This window comes from Micrococcus sp. KBS0714 (assembly GCF_002008305.4).
GTDB classification, from domain to species: domain Bacteria; phylum Actinomycetota; class Actinomycetes; order Actinomycetales; family Micrococcaceae; genus Micrococcus; species Micrococcus luteus.
Genome location: NZ_CP042169.1, coordinates 1,865,932 through 1,880,512, shown reverse-complemented (window position 1 = coordinate 1,880,512; position 14,581 = coordinate 1,865,932). Strand labels below are relative to the sequence as shown.

24 protein-coding genes are annotated in these 14,581 nt (G+C 68.1%); all 24 read left to right on the top strand.

What is annotated here, in order from left to right:
- Positions 1-80: 80 nt before the first annotated feature.
- Entirely contained in the window at positions 81-2,195 is a 2,115-nt protein-coding gene (gene fusA / locus B1A86_RS08595; RefSeq protein WP_036381535.1) for an elongation factor G, read from the top strand.
- A gap of 281 nt (positions 2,196-2,476) precedes the next feature.
- Complete coding sequence (tuf, locus tag B1A86_RS08590; protein ID WP_036381538.1) at positions 2,477-3,667, top strand: elongation factor Tu; 1,191 nt, start codon at positions 2,477-2,479, stop codon at positions 3,665-3,667.
- Between the two features lie 128 nt (positions 3,668-3,795).
- Positions 3,796-3,936, top strand: a complete 141-nt coding sequence (locus B1A86_RS11575) for a hypothetical protein (protein ID WP_166795266.1) — start codon at positions 3,796-3,798, stop codon at positions 3,934-3,936.
- On the top strand, positions 3,933-4,400 hold the full coding sequence (locus B1A86_RS08585; protein ID WP_089529312.1) for a DUF3817 domain-containing protein: 468 nt from the start codon (positions 3,933-3,935) through the stop codon (positions 4,398-4,400). Before B1A86_RS11575 ends, B1A86_RS08585 begins: the two co-directional genes overlap by 4 nt.
- A gap of 326 nt (positions 4,401-4,726) precedes the next feature.
- The gene (rpsJ, locus tag B1A86_RS08580) at positions 4,727-5,035 is read left to right on the top strand and encodes a 30S ribosomal protein S10 (RefSeq protein ID WP_002857463.1); all 309 of its coding nucleotides are present in this window, start codon (positions 4,727-4,729) and stop codon (positions 5,033-5,035) included.
- A 20-nt stretch (positions 5,036-5,055) separates the two neighbouring features.
- A complete protein-coding gene (rplC, locus tag B1A86_RS08575) occupies positions 5,056-5,706 on the top strand; it encodes a 50S ribosomal protein L3 (protein WP_010080384.1) in 651 nt (216 codons plus the stop codon).
- 4 nt (positions 5,707-5,710) lie between these two features.
- Entirely contained in the window at positions 5,711-6,346 is a 636-nt protein-coding gene (gene rplD, locus B1A86_RS08570; RefSeq protein ID WP_041103272.1) for a 50S ribosomal protein L4, read from the top strand.
- A complete protein-coding gene (gene rplW / locus B1A86_RS08565) occupies positions 6,343-6,648 on the top strand; it encodes a 50S ribosomal protein L23 (protein ID WP_002857471.1) in 306 nt (101 codons plus the stop codon). The genes rplD and rplW overlap by 4 nt, the downstream gene beginning before the upstream one ends.
- A gap of 37 nt (positions 6,649-6,685) precedes the next feature.
- The gene (gene rplB, locus B1A86_RS08560; RefSeq protein WP_010080386.1) at positions 6,686-7,525 is read left to right on the top strand and encodes a 50S ribosomal protein L2; all 840 of its coding nucleotides are present in this window, start codon (positions 6,686-6,688) and stop codon (positions 7,523-7,525) included.
- Positions 7,526-7,540: 15 nt separating this feature from the next.
- Positions 7,541-7,822: a 30S ribosomal protein S19 gene (gene rpsS / locus B1A86_RS08555; protein WP_002857475.1), complete on the top strand. Its 282-nt coding sequence runs from the start codon at positions 7,541-7,543 to the stop codon at positions 7,820-7,822.
- 51 nt (positions 7,823-7,873) lie between these two features.
- On the top strand, positions 7,874-8,239 hold the full coding sequence (rplV, locus tag B1A86_RS08550) for a 50S ribosomal protein L22 (protein ID WP_017487837.1): 366 nt from the start codon (positions 7,874-7,876) through the stop codon (positions 8,237-8,239).
- 2 nt (positions 8,240-8,241) lie between these two features.
- Entirely contained in the window at positions 8,242-9,060 is an 819-nt protein-coding gene (gene rpsC / locus B1A86_RS08545) for a 30S ribosomal protein S3 (RefSeq protein ID WP_078025928.1), read from the top strand.
- A complete protein-coding gene (rplP, locus tag B1A86_RS08540; protein WP_036317764.1) occupies positions 9,060-9,476 on the top strand; it encodes a 50S ribosomal protein L16 in 417 nt (138 codons plus the stop codon). Before rpsC ends, rplP begins: the two co-directional genes overlap by 1 nt.
- A gap of 4 nt (positions 9,477-9,480) precedes the next feature.
- Positions 9,481-9,750, top strand: a complete 270-nt coding sequence (gene rpmC / locus B1A86_RS08535) for a 50S ribosomal protein L29 (protein ID WP_036317766.1) — start codon at positions 9,481-9,483, stop codon at positions 9,748-9,750.
- Complete coding sequence (gene rpsQ / locus B1A86_RS08530; protein ID WP_036317768.1) at positions 9,747-10,028, top strand: 30S ribosomal protein S17; 282 nt, start codon at positions 9,747-9,749, stop codon at positions 10,026-10,028. The genes rpmC and rpsQ overlap by 4 nt, the downstream gene beginning before the upstream one ends.
- Before the next feature lie 342 nt (positions 10,029-10,370).
- Entirely contained in the window at positions 10,371-10,739 is a 369-nt protein-coding gene (rplN, locus tag B1A86_RS08525; protein ID WP_002857487.1) for a 50S ribosomal protein L14, read from the top strand.
- Positions 10,740-10,743: 4 nt separating this feature from the next.
- Positions 10,744-11,085: a 50S ribosomal protein L24 gene (gene rplX, locus B1A86_RS08520; RefSeq protein ID WP_036317770.1), complete on the top strand. Its 342-nt coding sequence runs from the start codon at positions 10,744-10,746 to the stop codon at positions 11,083-11,085.
- A complete protein-coding gene (gene rplE / locus B1A86_RS08515) occupies positions 11,085-11,660 on the top strand; it encodes a 50S ribosomal protein L5 (protein ID WP_036317773.1) in 576 nt (191 codons plus the stop codon). The genes rplX and rplE overlap by 1 nt, the downstream gene beginning before the upstream one ends.
- 73 nt (positions 11,661-11,733) lie before the next feature.
- On the top strand, positions 11,734-12,132 hold the full coding sequence (gene rpsH, locus B1A86_RS08510; RefSeq protein ID WP_002857494.1) for a 30S ribosomal protein S8: 399 nt from the start codon (positions 11,734-11,736) through the stop codon (positions 12,130-12,132).
- 30 nt (positions 12,133-12,162) lie between these two features.
- A complete protein-coding gene (gene rplF, locus B1A86_RS08505; protein WP_036381545.1) occupies positions 12,163-12,696 on the top strand; it encodes a 50S ribosomal protein L6 in 534 nt (177 codons plus the stop codon).
- Entirely contained in the window at positions 12,696-13,070 is a 375-nt protein-coding gene (gene rplR / locus B1A86_RS08500) for a 50S ribosomal protein L18 (protein WP_044659552.1), read from the top strand. Before rplF ends, rplR begins: the two co-directional genes overlap by 1 nt.
- Positions 13,067-13,816, top strand: a complete 750-nt coding sequence (gene rpsE, locus B1A86_RS08495; RefSeq protein WP_002857500.1) for a 30S ribosomal protein S5 — start codon at positions 13,067-13,069, stop codon at positions 13,814-13,816. Before rplR ends, rpsE begins: the two co-directional genes overlap by 4 nt.
- A 3-nt stretch (positions 13,817-13,819) precedes the next feature.
- Entirely contained in the window at positions 13,820-14,044 is a 225-nt protein-coding gene (gene rpmD, locus B1A86_RS08490) for a 50S ribosomal protein L30 (protein WP_002857502.1), read from the top strand.
- Positions 14,037-14,489: a 50S ribosomal protein L15 gene (gene rplO, locus B1A86_RS08485; protein ID WP_036317776.1), complete on the top strand. Its 453-nt coding sequence runs from the start codon at positions 14,037-14,039 to the stop codon at positions 14,487-14,489. Before rpmD ends, rplO begins: the two co-directional genes overlap by 8 nt.
- Positions 14,490-14,581: the final 92 nt, after the last annotated feature.

The following is a 14,581-nucleotide window of genomic DNA, read 5'->3' as shown; positions in this document are numbered from 1 at the left end:
GCAGGTGCGTCCTCTCGGACGGGCCACCCACCGCATCCACCTCACGAGCCCCCCCATTCCACCCGACCAAGGGAGACACCGTGGCACAGGACGTGCTGACCGACCTGCACAAGGTCCGCAACATCGGCATCATGGCCCACATCGATGCCGGCAAGACCACCACCACCGAGCGCATCCTGTTCTACACGGGTGTCAACCACAAGCTGGGCGAGACCCACGACGGCGGCGCGACGACGGACTGGATGGAGCAGGAGAAGGAGCGCGGCATCACCATCACCTCCGCCGCGGTGACCTGCTTCTGGAACGACCACCAGATCAACATCATCGACACCCCCGGCCACGTGGACTTCACGGTCGAGGTGGAGCGCTCGCTGCGCGTGCTCGACGGCGCCGTCGCCGTGTTCGACGGCAAGGAGGGCGTGGAGCCCCAGTCGGAGACCGTGTGGCGCCAGGCGGACAAGTACAACGTCCCGCGCATCTGCTTCGTCAACAAGATGGACAAGCTGGGTGCGGACTTCTACTTCACCGTCGACACCATCGTGAAGCGCCTCGGCGCGCGTCCGCTCGTGATGCAGCTGCCGATCGGCGCCGAGAACGACTTCGTGGGCGTCGTCGACCTGCTCTCCATGAAGGCCTTCGTGTGGCCGGGCGACGCCAAGGGCGACGTCACCATGGGCGCCTCCTATGAGACTCGCGAGATCCCCGCCGAGCTCCAGGAGAAGGCCGAGGAGTACCGCAACGAGCTCGTCGAGGCCGTCGCCGAGACCTCCGAGGAGCTCATGGAGAAGTACCTCGAGGGCGAGGAGCTCACCGTCGAGGAGATCCAGGCCGGCGTGCGCCAGCTGACCGTGAACGCCGAGGCCTACCCGGTGTTCTGCGGCTCCGCGTTCAAGAACCGTGGCGTGCAGCCGATGCTGGACGCCGTGGTCGCCTACCTGCCGAACCCGCTGGACGCCGGCTCCGTCAAGGGCCACGCCGTGAACGACGAGGAGGAGGTGCTGGAGCGCGAGGCGTCGAAGGAGGCCCCGTTCTCGGCGCTCGCCTTCAAGATCGCCACGCACCCCTTCTTCGGCACGCTGACCTTCATCCGCGTGTACTCCGGCCGCCTGGAGTCCGGTGCGCAGATCCTCAACGCCACCAAGGGCAAGAAGGAGCGCATCGGCAAGCTGTTCCAGATGCACGCCAACAAGGAGAACCCGGTGGACGAGGTGGTCGCCGGCCACATCTACGCCGTGATCGGCCTCAAGGACACCACCACGGGCGACACCCTGTGCGATCCCGCGAACCCGATCATCCTCGAGTCGATGACCTTCCCGGAGCCCGTGATCTCCGTGGCCATCGAGCCGAAGACCAAGGGTGACCAGGAGAAGCTCTCCACCGCCATCCAGAAGCTCGTCGCCGAGGACCCCACGTTCCGCGTGAACCTCAACGAGGAGACCGGCCAGACCGAGATCGGCGGCATGGGCGAGCTCCACCTGGACGTGTTCGTGGACCGTATGAAGCGCGAGTTCAAGGTCGAGGCCAACGTGGGCAAGCCCCAGGTCGCGTACCGCGAGACCATCAAGCGCAAGGTCGACAAGGTCGACTACACGCACAAGAAGCAGACCGGCGGCTCCGGCCAGTTCGCCAAGGTGCAGCTGTCCTTCGAGCCCCTGGACACCGCCGAGGGCGAGGTCTACGAGTTCGAGAACGCCGTCACCGGCGGTCGCGTGCCCCGCGAGTACATCCCCTCGGTGGACGCGGGCATCCAGGACGCCATGCAGTTCGGCGTGCTGGCCGGCTACCCGATGGTCGGCGTGAAGGCCACCCTGCTCGACGGCGCGTACCACGACGTCGACTCCTCGGAGATGGCGTTCAAGATCGCCGGCTCCCAGGCCTTCAAGGAGGGTGTCCGCAAGGCCAACCCGATCATCCTCGAGCCGCTGATGGCCGTGGAGGTCCGCACCCCCGAGGAGTTCATGGGCGACGTCATCGGCGACCTGAACTCCCGCCGCGGCCAGATCCAGTCCATGGAGGACGCCACCGGCGTGAAGGTGGTCAACGCCCTCGTGCCGCTGTCGGAGATGTTCGGCTACATCGGCGACCTGCGCTCCAAGACGCAGGGCCGCGCGGTGTACTCGATGACCTTCCACTCCTACGCCGAGGTCCCCAAGGCCGTGGCGGACGAGATCATCCAGAAGTCCCAGGGCGAGTGACCGCAGGTCACCTGCTCTGAACGACCTGCCCCGGGTCGGCCGCCGCAGCCGCGGCCGGCCCGGGGCGACCGGACCGCCCTCCCCGGCGCGGCGGTCCGCGATCAGGACGGGTCAGGTCCGGTCCGCTTCCGGCGGTCCCGACGGCCTGGAACCGGACTGGCCCTCGTGAGGCCGGGATTTCCCCAACCCCGCACCATCCGAGTAGACTCAGTCAAGTTGTCAGCACGTCGCAGGCGGCTGAGCAGTCTTCTTGACGATGAACCAGTTCTTAGGAGGAACTAGTGGCAAAGGCAAAGTTCGAGCGGACGAAGCCGCACGTCAACATCGGCACCATCGGCCACGTTGACCACGGCAAGACCACGCTGACCGCCGCCATCTCGAAGGTCCTGTACGACAAGTACCCGGACCTGAACGAGGCCCGTGACTTCGCGACGATCGACTCCGCCCCCGAGGAGCGTCAGCGCGGCATCACCATCAACATCTCCCACGTGGAGTACCAGACCGAGAAGCGTCACTACGCCCACGTGGACGCCCCCGGTCACGCCGACTACATCAAGAACATGATCACCGGCGCCGCTCAGATGGACGGCGCGATCCTCGTGGTCGCCGCCACCGACGGCCCGATGGCCCAGACCCGTGAGCACGTGCTCCTGGCCCGCCAGGTCGGCGTGCCGGCCCTGCTCGTGGCCCTGAACAAGTCGGACATGGTCGAGGACGAGGAGCTCCTCGAGCTCGTCGAGATGGAGGTCCGCGAGCTGCTGTCCTCCCAGGACTTCGACGGCGACGAGGCCCCGGTCATCCGCACCTCCGGTCTGAAGGCCCTCGAGGGCGACGCCCAGTGGGTCAAGTCCGTCGAGGACCTCATGGAGGCCGTGGACGAGTTCATCCCGGACCCGGTCCGCGACAAGGACAAGCCGTTCCTGATGCCGATCGAGGACGTCTTCACCATCACCGGTCGTGGCACCGTGGTGACCGGTCGCGCCGAGCGCGGCACCCTGAAGATCAACTCCGAGGTCGAGATCGTCGGCATCCGCGACGTGCAGAAGACCACCGTCACCGGCATCGAGATGTTCCACAAGCAGCTCGACGAGGCCTGGGCCGGCGAGAACTGCGGTCTGCTGCTGCGCGGCCTGAAGCGCGACGACGTGGAGCGCGGCCAGGTCGTGGTGGAGCCGGGCTCCATCACCCCGCACACCAACTTCGAGGCGAACGTCTACATCCTGTCCAAGGACGAGGGTGGCCGTCACAACCCGTTCTACTCGAACTACCGCCCGCAGTTCTACTTCCGCACCACCGACGTCACCGGCGTCATCACGCTGCCCGAGGGCACCGAGATGGTCATGCCCGGCGACACCACCGAGATGTCGGTCGAGCTCATCCAGCCGATCGCCATGGAGGAGGGCCTCGGCTTCGCCATCCGCGAGGGTGGCCGCACCGTGGGCTCCGGCCGCGTCACCAAGATCACCAAGTGATCTGACGCATCCCGTCTCGTGGCTCCGTTGAGCCGCTGACGTGCGACGCCCCCGTCTCCGGGTCTTCCGGAGGCGGGGGCGTCGCCGTGTCCGACGACGGCGCGGCGGCGGCCGCTAGGCTGGGGAGCATGCCTGAACTGATCCTCCTCATCGCGGTGCTCGCCGTGGTCGTCGTGGCCGTGCGCTGGGCGCTGCGGACCTTCCGTCCCGAGATCGACCGTGCCCGGCGCATCCGGCGTGCGAACCGCGGCGGGGAGCTGGAGCGATGAGCCTGCCCAGCCCGCGCCGCCTGTTCGCCGTCACGGCGATGGCCGAGATGTTCACCTGGGCCGGTCTGCTGATCGCCATGGGCCTCAAGTACGGCGGAGTCACGGAGCGGGTGGTGCCGATCGCCGGCGGCGTCCACGGCTTCGTGTTCCTCTGCTATCTCGTGGTGACGGTCGCCGTGTGGATCGACGGGCGGTGGCCCGTGGCCCGCGGACTCCTCGGCCTCGGTTCGACGATCGTCCCGTTCATGACGGTCCCGTTCGAGCGGGCCCAGCGGCGGCGCGGCGAGCCGGCGTCGCGGTGGCAGGTCGTGGACCGTGCTCCGGGGGAGCGGCGGCCCCTCGAACGACTCCTCGTCGTGGTGCTGCGCCACCCGGTGGTCAGCGCGCTCCTGGCGGTCGCCGTGGTCGCCGTCGTCTTCACCCTGCTGCTCAACGCCGGCCCGCCCACCGAGTGGGGCCGCTGAGCCCGGGGGGCCGTCGGGCCCGGCCCGCCGATTGGCGGACCGGGCCCGGTTCTGTCTATACTGATTCGGTTGCTCAAGCGCCATTGCGCTGTCGTCGTGTGTCTCGCGGCGGCAGCTCGGCCCAGATGTGACGTCACCACTCCGACCCACCGCAGGCGTGTGCCCTCCCAGGAATGCGACACGCCCGACCGCGTGGACCGGAGTCCGGCGGCGGCGAGGAACCCGGTCCGACCGGATTCGCCCCGCGCGGGTGGAGGACAAGAAGGCGGACCCGATCCGCCGCACAGGGACAGGAACAGCACACCCGACGAGAGAGGCGTGACGCCATGGCGGGACAGAAGATCCGCATCCGGCTGAAGTCGTACGACCACGAGGTCATCGACGTCTCGGCCCGCAAGATCGTTGACACGGTCACGCGCGCAGGCGCGACGGTGGTGGGCCCCGTGCCGCTGCCGACGGAGAAGAACGTGTACTGCGTTATCCGTTCTCCCCACAAGTACAAGGACAGCCGCGAGCATTTCGAGATGCGCACCCACAAGCGGCTCATCGACATCATCGACCCGACCCCGAAGGCCGTCGACTCGCTCATGCGACTGGACCTGCCCGCGGACGTCAACATCGAGATCAAGCTCTGAGAGGGAGGTGCTGAGAGACTATGACCAACACCCAGAACATCAAGGGCCTGCTGGGCACGAAGCTCGGCATGACCCAGGTCTGGGATGAGGACAACAAGCTCATCCCCGTGACCGTGGTCAAGGCAGACCCGAACGTCGTCACCCAGCTGCGCTCCGAGGAGACCGACGGCTACACCGCCGTGCAGATCGCCTACGGCCAGATCGATCCCCGCCGCGTGACCAAGCCCCTGGCCGGTCACTTCGAGAAGGCCGGCGTGACCCCGCGTCGCCACCTCGTCGAGCTGCGCACCGCCGACGCCGCCGAGTACTCGCTCGGCCAGGACGTGACCGTGGAGGTCTTCGAGGCCGGCCAGAAGGTCGACGTCGTGGGCACCACCAAGGGCAAGGGCTTCGCCGGCGCCATGAAGCGCCACGGCTTCGCCGGTGTGGGCGCCTCGCACGGTGCGCACAAGAACCACCGCAAGCCCGGCTCCGTGGGCGGCGCGTCCACCCCCGGCCGCGTGTTCAAGGGCCAGCGCATGCCCGGTCGCATGGGCGCCGTGCGCCAGACCACCATGAACCTGACCCTCCACGGCATCGACGTGGAGAACAACCTCCTGCTGATCAAGGGCGCGGTGCCCGGCTCCAAGGGCCAGGTCGTGCTCGTCCGCAGCGCCGTGAAGGGAGCCTGAGACCATGGCTGAGAACTCCGTGAAGACCGTCCAGGTCGATCTGCCCGCCGAGCTCTTCGACGTGCAGTCCAACGTGCCGCTCATGCACCAGGTCGTCGTCGCCCAGCTCGCCGCCGCCCGTCAGGGCACGCACAAGACGAAGCGCCGCGGCGAGGTGTCCGGTGCCGGTCGCAAGCCGTTCAAGCAGAAGGGCACCGGCCGCGCCCGTCAGGGCTCCATCCGCGCCCCGCACATGACCGGCGGTGGCGTCGTCCACGGCCCGACCCCGCGTGACTACTCGCAGCGCACCCCCAAGAAGATGAAGGCCGCCGCCCTGCGCGGTGCCCTGTCGGACCGCGCCCGCAACGGCCGCGTCCACGTCATCGAGGCCCTCGTGTCCGGGACCACCCCGTCAACCAAGGCCGCCAAGGCGGGCCTCGCGTCCCTGAACACCGGCCGCAAGAACGTGCTGCTGGTGATCGACCGGGCCGACGACGTCGCCGCCCTGTCCGCCCGCAACCTGCCCGCGGTCCACACCCTGTACGCCGACCAGCTGAACACCTACGACGTGCTCGTCTCCGACGACGTCGTGTTCACCCAGGCGGCCTACGAGGCGTACGTGGCCCAGGCTTCCGGCGCCAAGAAGGAGGATGCCCAGTGAGCGGCTCCATCAACAAGGATCCCCGCGACGTGATCATCGCTCCCGTCGTGTCGGAGAAGAGCTACGGTCTGATCGACGAGGGCAAGTACACCTTCCTGGTCGACCCGCGCTCCAACAAGTCCGAGATCAAGCAGGCGGTGGAGCGCATCTTCAACGTCGACGTGGCCTCGGTCAACACCCTGAACCGTTCCGGCAAGCGCCGTCGCACCCGCTTCGGGTGGGGCCAGCGCAAGTCCACCAAGCGTGCCATCGTCACGCTCAAGGACGGGACCATCGACATCTTCGGAGGTCCGCTCGCCTGATCGGCGTGCGGAGACCACTTAATCGAGGAACTGACACATGGCTATCCGTAAGTACAAGCCGACCACCCCGGGCCTGCGTGGCTCGTCCGTGGCCGACTTCGCAGAGATCACCCGGTCCACGCCGGAGAAGTCCCTTCTCCGTCCGCTGCACAAGACCGGCGGCCGCAACAACACCGGTCGCATCACCACTCGTCACAAGGGCGGCGGCCACAAGCGCCAGTACCGCCTGGTCGACTTCCGTCGCCACGACAAGGACGGCGTGCCCGCCACCGTCGCGCACATCGAGTACGACCCGAACCGCACCGCCCGCATCGCGCTGCTGCACTACGCGGACGGCGCCAAGCGCTACATCCTGGCCCCGGCCAAGCTGAAGCAGGGCGACGTGGTCGAGGCCGGCCCGAACGCCGACATCAAGCCCGGCAACAACCTGCCGATGCGCAACATCCCCGTGGGCACCACCATCCACGCGGTGGAGCTGCGCCCCGGCGGCGGCGCCAAGATGGCCCGCTCCGCCGGCGCGTCCGTGCAGCTGGTCGCCCGCGAGGGCAAGTACGCCCAGCTGCGCCTGCCCTCCGGTGAGATCCGCAACGTCGACGTGCGCTGCCGCGCCACGATCGGCGAGGTCGGCAACGCCGAGCAGTCGAACATCAACTGGGGCAAGGCCGGCCGCATGCGCTGGAAGGGCGTCCGCCCGACCGTCCGTGGCGTTGTCATGAACCCGGTCGACCACCCGCACGGCGGTGGCGAGGGCAAGACCTCCGGCGGTCGTCACCCCGTCAACCGGAACGGCAAGCCCGAGGGCCGCACGCGTCGTCCGAACAAGGAAAGCGACAAGCTCATCGTGCGTCGCCGTCGTACCGGCAAGAACAAGCGATAAGGGAGCAGGGAAGACATGCCTCGCAGCCTGAAGAAGGGCCCCTTCGTCGATCAGCACCTCTACCTGAAGGTTCTGGCCGAGAACGAGAAGGGCAGCAAGAACGTCATCAAGACCTGGTCCCGCCGGTCGATGATCATCCCGGACATGCTGGGTCACACCATCGCGGTCCACGACGGACGCAAGCACGTCCCGGTGTTCGTCACCGAGTCCATGGTGGGTCACAAGCTGGGCGAGTTCGCCCCGACCCGGACCTACCGCGGCCACGTGAAGGACGACAAGAAGGGCAAGCGCCGCTGAGCCTGAGGGCACAGCACGCTTGACCTTCTCGAGAATCGAAAGAGAGAAGCAATGGAAGCCAAGGCAATTGCGCGCCACCTGCGCGTGACGCCGATGAAGGCCCGGCGCGTCGTCGACCTGGTCCGTGGCAAGCAGGCCACCGAAGCACTGGCCATCCTGAAGTTCGCCCAGCAGGGCGCTTCGGAGCCGGTGTACAAGCTGGTGGCCTCCGCGGTGGCGAACGCCCGCGTCAAGGCGGACCGCGAGGGCCAGGCCTTCGACGAGGACGCCCTCTACATCACCGAGGCCTTCGTGGACGAGGGCCCGACCATGAAGCGGTTCCAGCCCCGTGCTCAGGGCCGCGCGTACCGCATCAACAAGCGCACGAGCCACGTGACCGTGGTCGTCGCGTCCAAGGACGAGAAGGGTGGGAACTGACAATGGGCCAGAAGATCAACCCCAACGGGTTCCGCCTCGGCATCACCACCGACCACGTCTCGCACTGGTTCGCGGACTCCCACAAGGAGGGCCAGCGCTACGCTGACTTCCTCAAGGAGGACGTCAAGATCCGCGAGCTGATGACCACCGGCATGGAGCGCGCCGGCATCTCCAAGGTGGAGATCGAGCGCACCCGTGACCGCGTGCGCGTGGACATCCACACCGCGCGTCCGGGCATCGTGATCGGCCGCCGCGGCGCCGAGGCTGACCGCATCCGCGGTGAGCTCGAGAAGCTCACCGGCAAGCAGATCCAGCTGAACATCCTCGAGGTCAAGAACCCCGAGACCGATGCCCAGCTGGTGGCGCAGGGTGTGGCCGAGCAGCTCGCCTCGCGCGTGGCGTTCCGCCGCGCGATGAAGAAGGCGATCCAGTCCGCCATGCGCGCCGGCGCGCAGGGCATCCGCATCCAGTGCTCCGGCCGCCTCGGCGGCGCCGAGATGAGCCGCTCGGAGTTCTACCGCGAGGGTCGCGTGCCGCTGCACACCCTCCGCGCGAACATCGACTTCGGCAAGTTCGAGGCCAAGACCACCTTCGGCCGCATCGGCGTGAAGGTCTGGATCTACAAGGGCGACCTGACCGCCAAGGAGCTCGCGGCCAAGGAGGCCGCGCAGCCCTCCGGCCGTGGCCGTGGCGGCGTGCGCCGTAGCGGCGGCGAGCGTCGTCGTCGCAACGATCGCGCCGAGCGTGCTCCCCGCCAGGAGAACGCCGGCGCCGGCGCCGAGACCCCGGCCGCCGCTCCCGCTGAAGGAGGCAACGCCTGATGCTGATCCCCCGTCGCGTCAAGCACCGCAAGCAGCACCACCCCAAGCGTTCCGGCGCCGCCAAGGGCGGCACCACCGTGACGTTCGGCGAGTGGGGCATCCAGGCGCTCACGCCGGCCTATGTGACCAACCGTCAGATCGAGGCCGCCCGTATCGCCATGACCCGCTACATCAAGCGTGGCGGCAAGGTCTGGATCAACATCTACCCGGACCGTCCGCTCACCAAGAAGCCCGCCGAGACCCGCATGGGCTCCGGCAAGGGCTCGCCGGAGTGGTGGGTCGCCAACGTCAAGCCCGGACGCGTGCTCTTCGAGCTGTCGGGTGTCACGGAGGACGTCGCCCGCGAGGCGCTCCGCCTGGCCATCCACAAGCTGCCGCTGAAGGCCCGTATCATCCGTCGAGAGGGTGGTGAGTGATCCCATGGCGATCGGCACCAAGGATCTGAACGTCGAGTCCCTGGACGGGATGGACAACGCCCGCCTGCTGGAGGCCCTGAAGTCCTCCAAGGAGGAGCTGTTCAACCTGCGCTTCCAGGCCGCCACCGGTCAGCTGGACAACGCCAGCCGGCTGAAGGCCGTCAAGCGTGACATCGCGCGCATCTACACGATCCTGCGCGAGCGCGAGCTGGGCATCCGCGGCGATGTCGCCGCCGAGGCGCAGGCCGAGAAGAACGAGGAGGCTGCCAAGTGACCGAGCAGACCCCGGCCGTCTCCGAGGAGCGCGGCTACCGCAAGGCCCTCCGTGGCATCGTCGTCTCCGACAAGATGGACAAGACCATCGTCGTCGAGGTCGAGGACCGCAAGAAGCACTCGCTCTACGGCAAGGTGCTGAAGACCTCGAAGCGCGTGAAGGCGCACGACGAGGACAACACCGCCGGCGTGGGCGACCGCGTCCGCCTCGCCGAGACCCGCCCGCTGTCCGCCTCCAAGCGGTGGCGTCTGGTGGAGATCGTCGAGCGCGCCAAGTGATCGACCCGGCCCCCTGAGGGCCGGCGACGCAGAGGGCCGCCCCGTGCACTGGCACGGGGCGGCCTTGTGCGTTAGACTCTGATATTCGTGCGCCCTCTCGTTGGCAGGACCATCCATCCTGTGTGCCGAGGGCCGCGCACGCCGATCCCGGATCCGCCTCGGCCCTGCCCTGCGCGCCCCTCCGCTCTCGACCTCCCCGACGCTGTCTGAACACGCGTCGCCGGGGGACGACGGCGGGCGGCCCGCCTCGGGGGAGGGGTAAGCGTCCCGGGATGCCCGTTCAACCGTTCCGCAAGGCTCGCCCATCGTGGGGGAGAACCGGCGCGACGCTAGGAGAGACAAGTGATCCAGCAGGAGTCGCGGCTCAAGGTCGCCGACAACACCGGTGCGAAGGAAATCCTGACCATCCGTGTTCTCGGCGGTTCCGGACGCCGCTACGCAGGCATCGGCGACACCATCGTCGCCACCGTGAAGGACGCCATCCCCGGCGGCAACGTCAAGAAGGGCGACGTCGTCAAGGCCGTGGTGGTCCGCACCCGCAAGCAGTCCCGCCGTCCCGACGGCTCGTACATCAAGTTCGACGAGAACGCGGCGGTCATCCTGAAGACCGACGGCGAGCCCCGTGGCACGCGCATCTTCGGCCCCGTGGGTCGCGAGCTGCGTGACAAGAAGTTCATGAAGATCGTGTCGCTCGCCCCGGAGGTGATCTGACCTCATGGCCAAGATCAAGAAGGACGACCTCGTCCAGGTCATCAGTGGCAAGGACAAGGGCAAGCAGGGCAAGGTCCTGCGCGTGTTCCCGGCGGATGAGCGCGTGCTCGTCGAGGGCGTGAACCGCGTGACCAAGCACCTGCGCGCCGGCCAGGACAACAACGGTTCCACCGAGGGCGGCCTGCAGGTCGTCGAGGCCCCGATCCACATCTCGAACGTGGCCGTGGTGGACCCGGAGACCAAGAAGCCGACCCGTGTGGGCTACCGCTTCGAGACCGTCGAGAAGGACGGCGTGAGCAAGACCGTGAAGGTCCGCTTCGCCAAGGCCTCGGGGAAGGAGCTGTGATGACCGAGGTGCAGCAGACCGAGAAGGTCACCCCGCGTCTGAAGACCAAGTACCGCGACGAGATCCGCGGCGCCCTGCAGGAGCAGTTCCAGTACGGGAACGTCATGCAGGTGCCGGGTCTCGTGAAGGTCGTCGTCAACATGGGCGTCGGCGAGGCCGCCAAGGACTCCAAGATCATCGACGGCGCGGTCGCCGACCTCACCGCCATCACCGGCCAGAAGCCGATGATCACCAAGGCCCGCAAGTCCATCGCGCAGTTCAAGCTGCGTGAGGGCATGCCCATCGGCACGCACGCCACGCTCCGTGGCGACCGCATGTGGGAGTTCCTGGACCGCCTGGTCACGCTCGCGCTGCCGCGCATCCGTGACTTCCGCGGCCTGTCCGACCGCCAGTTCGACGGCAACGGCAACTACACCTTCGGCCTGTCCGAGCAGACCGTGTTCCACGAGATCGATCAGGACAAGATCGACCGCGTGCGCGGCATGGACATCACCGTGGTGACGACCGCCAAGAACGACGACGAGGGCCGCGCGCTGCTCAAGGCGCTGGGCTTCCCGTTCAAGACCGACCAGTAAGACCTCCACGCCACAGGTCCTCCACCGGTGAACCGGTGGCGGAAACCACGGCGAGAAAGGGCGTGAAGCCCACATGACCATGACCGATCCCGTCGCAGACATGCTGACCCGTCTGCGCAACGCAAACTCGGCCTACCACGACACCGTGTCCATGCCGTCCTCGAAGCTGAAGACTCGCGTCGCCGAGATCCTCAAGGCCGAGGGCTACATCCAGGACTGGCGCGAGGAGGAGGCCGAGGTCGGCAAGAAGCTGACCATCGACCTGAAGTTCGGCCCGCAGCGTGAGCGTGCGATCGCCGGCCTGCGCCGCATCTCCAAGCCGGGCCTGCGCGTGTACGCGAAGTCCACGAACCTGCCCCACGTGCTGGGCGGCCTCGGCATCGCCATCCTGTCCACCTCCTCTGGTCTCCTCACGAACCAGCAGGCCGCCAAGAAGGGCGTGGGCGGAGAAGTCCTCGCCTACGTCTGGTGACGGGCAAGACGGAAGAAAGGCTGAACTGACATGTCTCGAATCGGACGTCTCCCGATCACCATCCCCGCCGGCGTCGATGTGACCATCGACGGCGACCGCGTCTCCGTGAAGGGCCCCAAGGGCCAGCTCGAGCACTCGCTGCCCACGCCCATCACGGCCACCCTCGAGGAGGGGCAGGTCACCGTGGCCCGCCCCGACGACGAGCGTGAGTCCCGCTCCCTGCACGGTCTGACCCGCACCCTCATCAGCAACATGGTCGAGGGCGTGACCAACGGCTTCTCCAAGCAGCTCGAGGTCGTCGGCACCGGCTACCGCGTGCAGGCCAAGGGCCAGGACCTCGAGTTCGCCCTGGGCTACTCCCACCCCGTCCCGGTGAAGGCGCCCCAGGGCATCACCTTCACGGTGGAGGGCAACAAGGTCACCGTCGCCGGTATCGACAAGCAGCAGGTCGGCGAGACCGCCGCCAACATCCGCAAGCTGCGCCGCCCCGACCCGTACAAGGGCAAGGGCGTGCGCTACGCGGGCGAGCAGATCCGCCGCAAGGCCGGAAAGGCAGGTAAGTGATGTCTACTCTGAAGGTGAAGGGCAAGGGCAAGTTCAACGCCCGCACCCGCCGCCACCTCCGGGTGCGCAAGCGGATCTCCGGCACCACCGTCCGTCCCCGCCTCGTCGTCAACCGCTCTGCACGGCACATGTTCGTGCAGGTCGTGGACGACACGCAGAGCCGTACGCTCGCGTACGCCTCCACCATGGAGGCCGACGTGCGTGCGCTCGAGGGCGACAAGACGGCCAAGGCCAAGCGCGTGGGCGAGCTCGTCGCCGAGCGTGCCAAGGCGGCCGGCATCGATGCCGTGGTCTTCGACCGCGGCGGCAACAAGTACCACGGGCGCGTCGCGGCCGTGGCCGACGGTGCGCGAGAGGGTGGGCTGCAGCTGTGACCGAGAACATCAACCAGAAGGACACTCAGGTGACCGAGAGCACCGAGACCACCGTCTCCGAGACCGGGTCGGGCTCGGCGAGCCAGACCACCGAGCGCGCCACCGGTGGCCGCGGCGGTCGCGACGGCGGCCGCGGTGGCCGTGACGGCGATCGTCGTGGCGGCCGTCGCGACGACCGCAACCGTCGTGGCGCCCAGGACGACGAGAAGGACCAGTTCCTCGAGCGCGTCGTGGGCATCAACCGCGTCTCCAAGGTCGTCAAGGGCGGCCGCCGCTTCTCCTTCACCGCCCTCGTGGTGGTGGGTGACGGCGACGGCACCGTCGGCGTCGGCTACGGCAAGGCGAAGGAGGTCCCCGCCGCGATCCAGAAGGCCGTGGAGGAGGCCAAGAAGTCCTTCTTCCGCGTCCCCCGCGTCGGCTCCACCATCCCGCACCTGGTGCAGGGTGAGGACGCCGCCGGCGTCGTGCTGCTCCGCCCGGCCTCCCCGGGTACCGGCGTGATCGCCGGCGGTCCGGTGCGCGCCGTGCTCGAGTGCGCCGGCATCCACGACGTGCTGTCCAAGTCCATGGGCTCCGTGAACGCGATCAACATCGTGCGCGGCACCGTGGACGCCCTCAAGAAGCTGGAAGAGCCCCAGGCCGTCGCCGCCCGCCGCGGCAAGGCCCTGGACGAGATCGCCCCCCATGCGATGCTGCGCACCATGGAGAACGATCGCGCCCAGAAGAGCGCGAAGGCAGGTGCTTGAGCCGTGTTTGAGCCCACCCGCAAGAACATCCAGCCCTCGGACGCCACCCTGGTCATCACCCAGACCCGCGGCGTCACGGGCTCCAAGCAGAACCATCGGGACACCCTGCGCTCGCTGGGCCTGAAGCGGATCGGCCACCAGGTCACCCGCAAGGCCGACGCGGTGACGGTCGGCATGGTCAACACCGTGCCGCACCTGGTGTCCGTGGAGGAGGTCAACAATGGCTGACAACGACGCCATCAAGGTCCACGACCTGCGTCCGGCCCCCGGTGCCAAGACCGCCAAGACCCGTGTGGGTCGCGGTGAGGCGTCGAAGGGCAAGACCGCCGGTCGCGGCACCAAGGGCACCAAGGCCCGTTACCAGGTCCGTGCGGGCTTCGAGGGCGGCCAGCTGCCCCTGCAGATGCGTCTGCCGAAGCTCCGCGGCTTCAAGAACCCGTTCCGCACGGAGTACCAGGTCGTGAACCTGGACAAGCTCTCCGCGCACTTCCCCGAGGGCGGTGAGGTCACCGTGGACGCGCTCGTGTCCAAGGGCCTCGTCCGTCGCGGTCAGCCCGTGAAGGTGCTGGGCACGGGGGAGATCACCTCGGCCGTGCAGGTGAAGGCGAACGCCTTCTCCTCGTCCGCCGTGGAGAAGATCCAGGCCGCCGGCGGGTCCACCGAGACCCTCTGACACGCCGACCCATCCACCGAGGGCCCTGGCCCGGAGCAGCCGCTCCGGACCAGGGCCCTCGGTCCGTCCGTGTAGACTCGCACAGCGGCCGC

What these genes read in the sequence shown, in the direction of transcription:
- rpsC (WP_078025928.1), top strand. Translation starts at nt 8,242, where the DNA reads ATGGGCCAGAAGATCAACCCCAACGGGTTCCGCCTCGGCATCACCACC.
- B1A86_RS08585 (WP_089529312.1), top strand. Translation starts at nt 3,933, where the DNA reads ATGAGCCTGCCCAGCCCGCGCCGCCTGTTCGCCGTCACGGCGATGGCC.
- rplE (WP_036317773.1), top strand. Translation starts at nt 11,085, where the DNA reads ATGACCGAGGTGCAGCAGACCGAGAAGGTCACCCCGCGTCTGAAGACC.
- rplO (WP_036317776.1), top strand. Translation starts at nt 14,037, where the DNA reads ATGGCTGACAACGACGCCATCAAGGTCCACGACCTGCGTCCGGCCCCC.
- rplV (WP_017487837.1), top strand. Translation starts at nt 7,874, where the DNA reads ATGGAAGCCAAGGCAATTGCGCGCCACCTGCGCGTGACGCCGATGAAG.
- rplC (WP_010080384.1), top strand. Translation starts at nt 5,056, where the DNA reads ATGACCAACACCCAGAACATCAAGGGCCTGCTGGGCACGAAGCTCGGC.
- rpsS (WP_002857475.1), top strand. Translation starts at nt 7,541, where the DNA reads ATGCCTCGCAGCCTGAAGAAGGGCCCCTTCGTCGATCAGCACCTCTAC.
- rpsJ (WP_002857463.1), top strand. Translation starts at nt 4,727, where the DNA reads ATGGCGGGACAGAAGATCCGCATCCGGCTGAAGTCGTACGACCACGAG.
- rpsH (WP_002857494.1), top strand. Translation starts at nt 11,734, where the DNA reads ATGACCATGACCGATCCCGTCGCAGACATGCTGACCCGTCTGCGCAAC.
- rplX (WP_036317770.1), top strand. Translation starts at nt 10,744, where the DNA reads ATGGCCAAGATCAAGAAGGACGACCTCGTCCAGGTCATCAGTGGCAAG.
- rpmC (WP_036317766.1), top strand. Translation starts at nt 9,481, where the DNA reads ATGGCGATCGGCACCAAGGATCTGAACGTCGAGTCCCTGGACGGGATG.
- rplD (WP_041103272.1), top strand. Translation starts at nt 5,711, where the DNA reads ATGGCTGAGAACTCCGTGAAGACCGTCCAGGTCGATCTGCCCGCCGAG.
- rplB (WP_010080386.1), top strand. Translation starts at nt 6,686, where the DNA reads ATGGCTATCCGTAAGTACAAGCCGACCACCCCGGGCCTGCGTGGCTCG.
- rplP (WP_036317764.1), top strand. Translation starts at nt 9,060, where the DNA reads ATGCTGATCCCCCGTCGCGTCAAGCACCGCAAGCAGCACCACCCCAAG.
- B1A86_RS11575 (WP_166795266.1), top strand. Translation starts at nt 3,796, where the DNA reads ATGCCTGAACTGATCCTCCTCATCGCGGTGCTCGCCGTGGTCGTCGTG.
- rplR (WP_044659552.1), top strand. Translation starts at nt 12,696, where the DNA reads ATGTCTACTCTGAAGGTGAAGGGCAAGGGCAAGTTCAACGCCCGCACC.
- rplF (WP_036381545.1), top strand. Translation starts at nt 12,163, where the DNA reads ATGTCTCGAATCGGACGTCTCCCGATCACCATCCCCGCCGGCGTCGAT.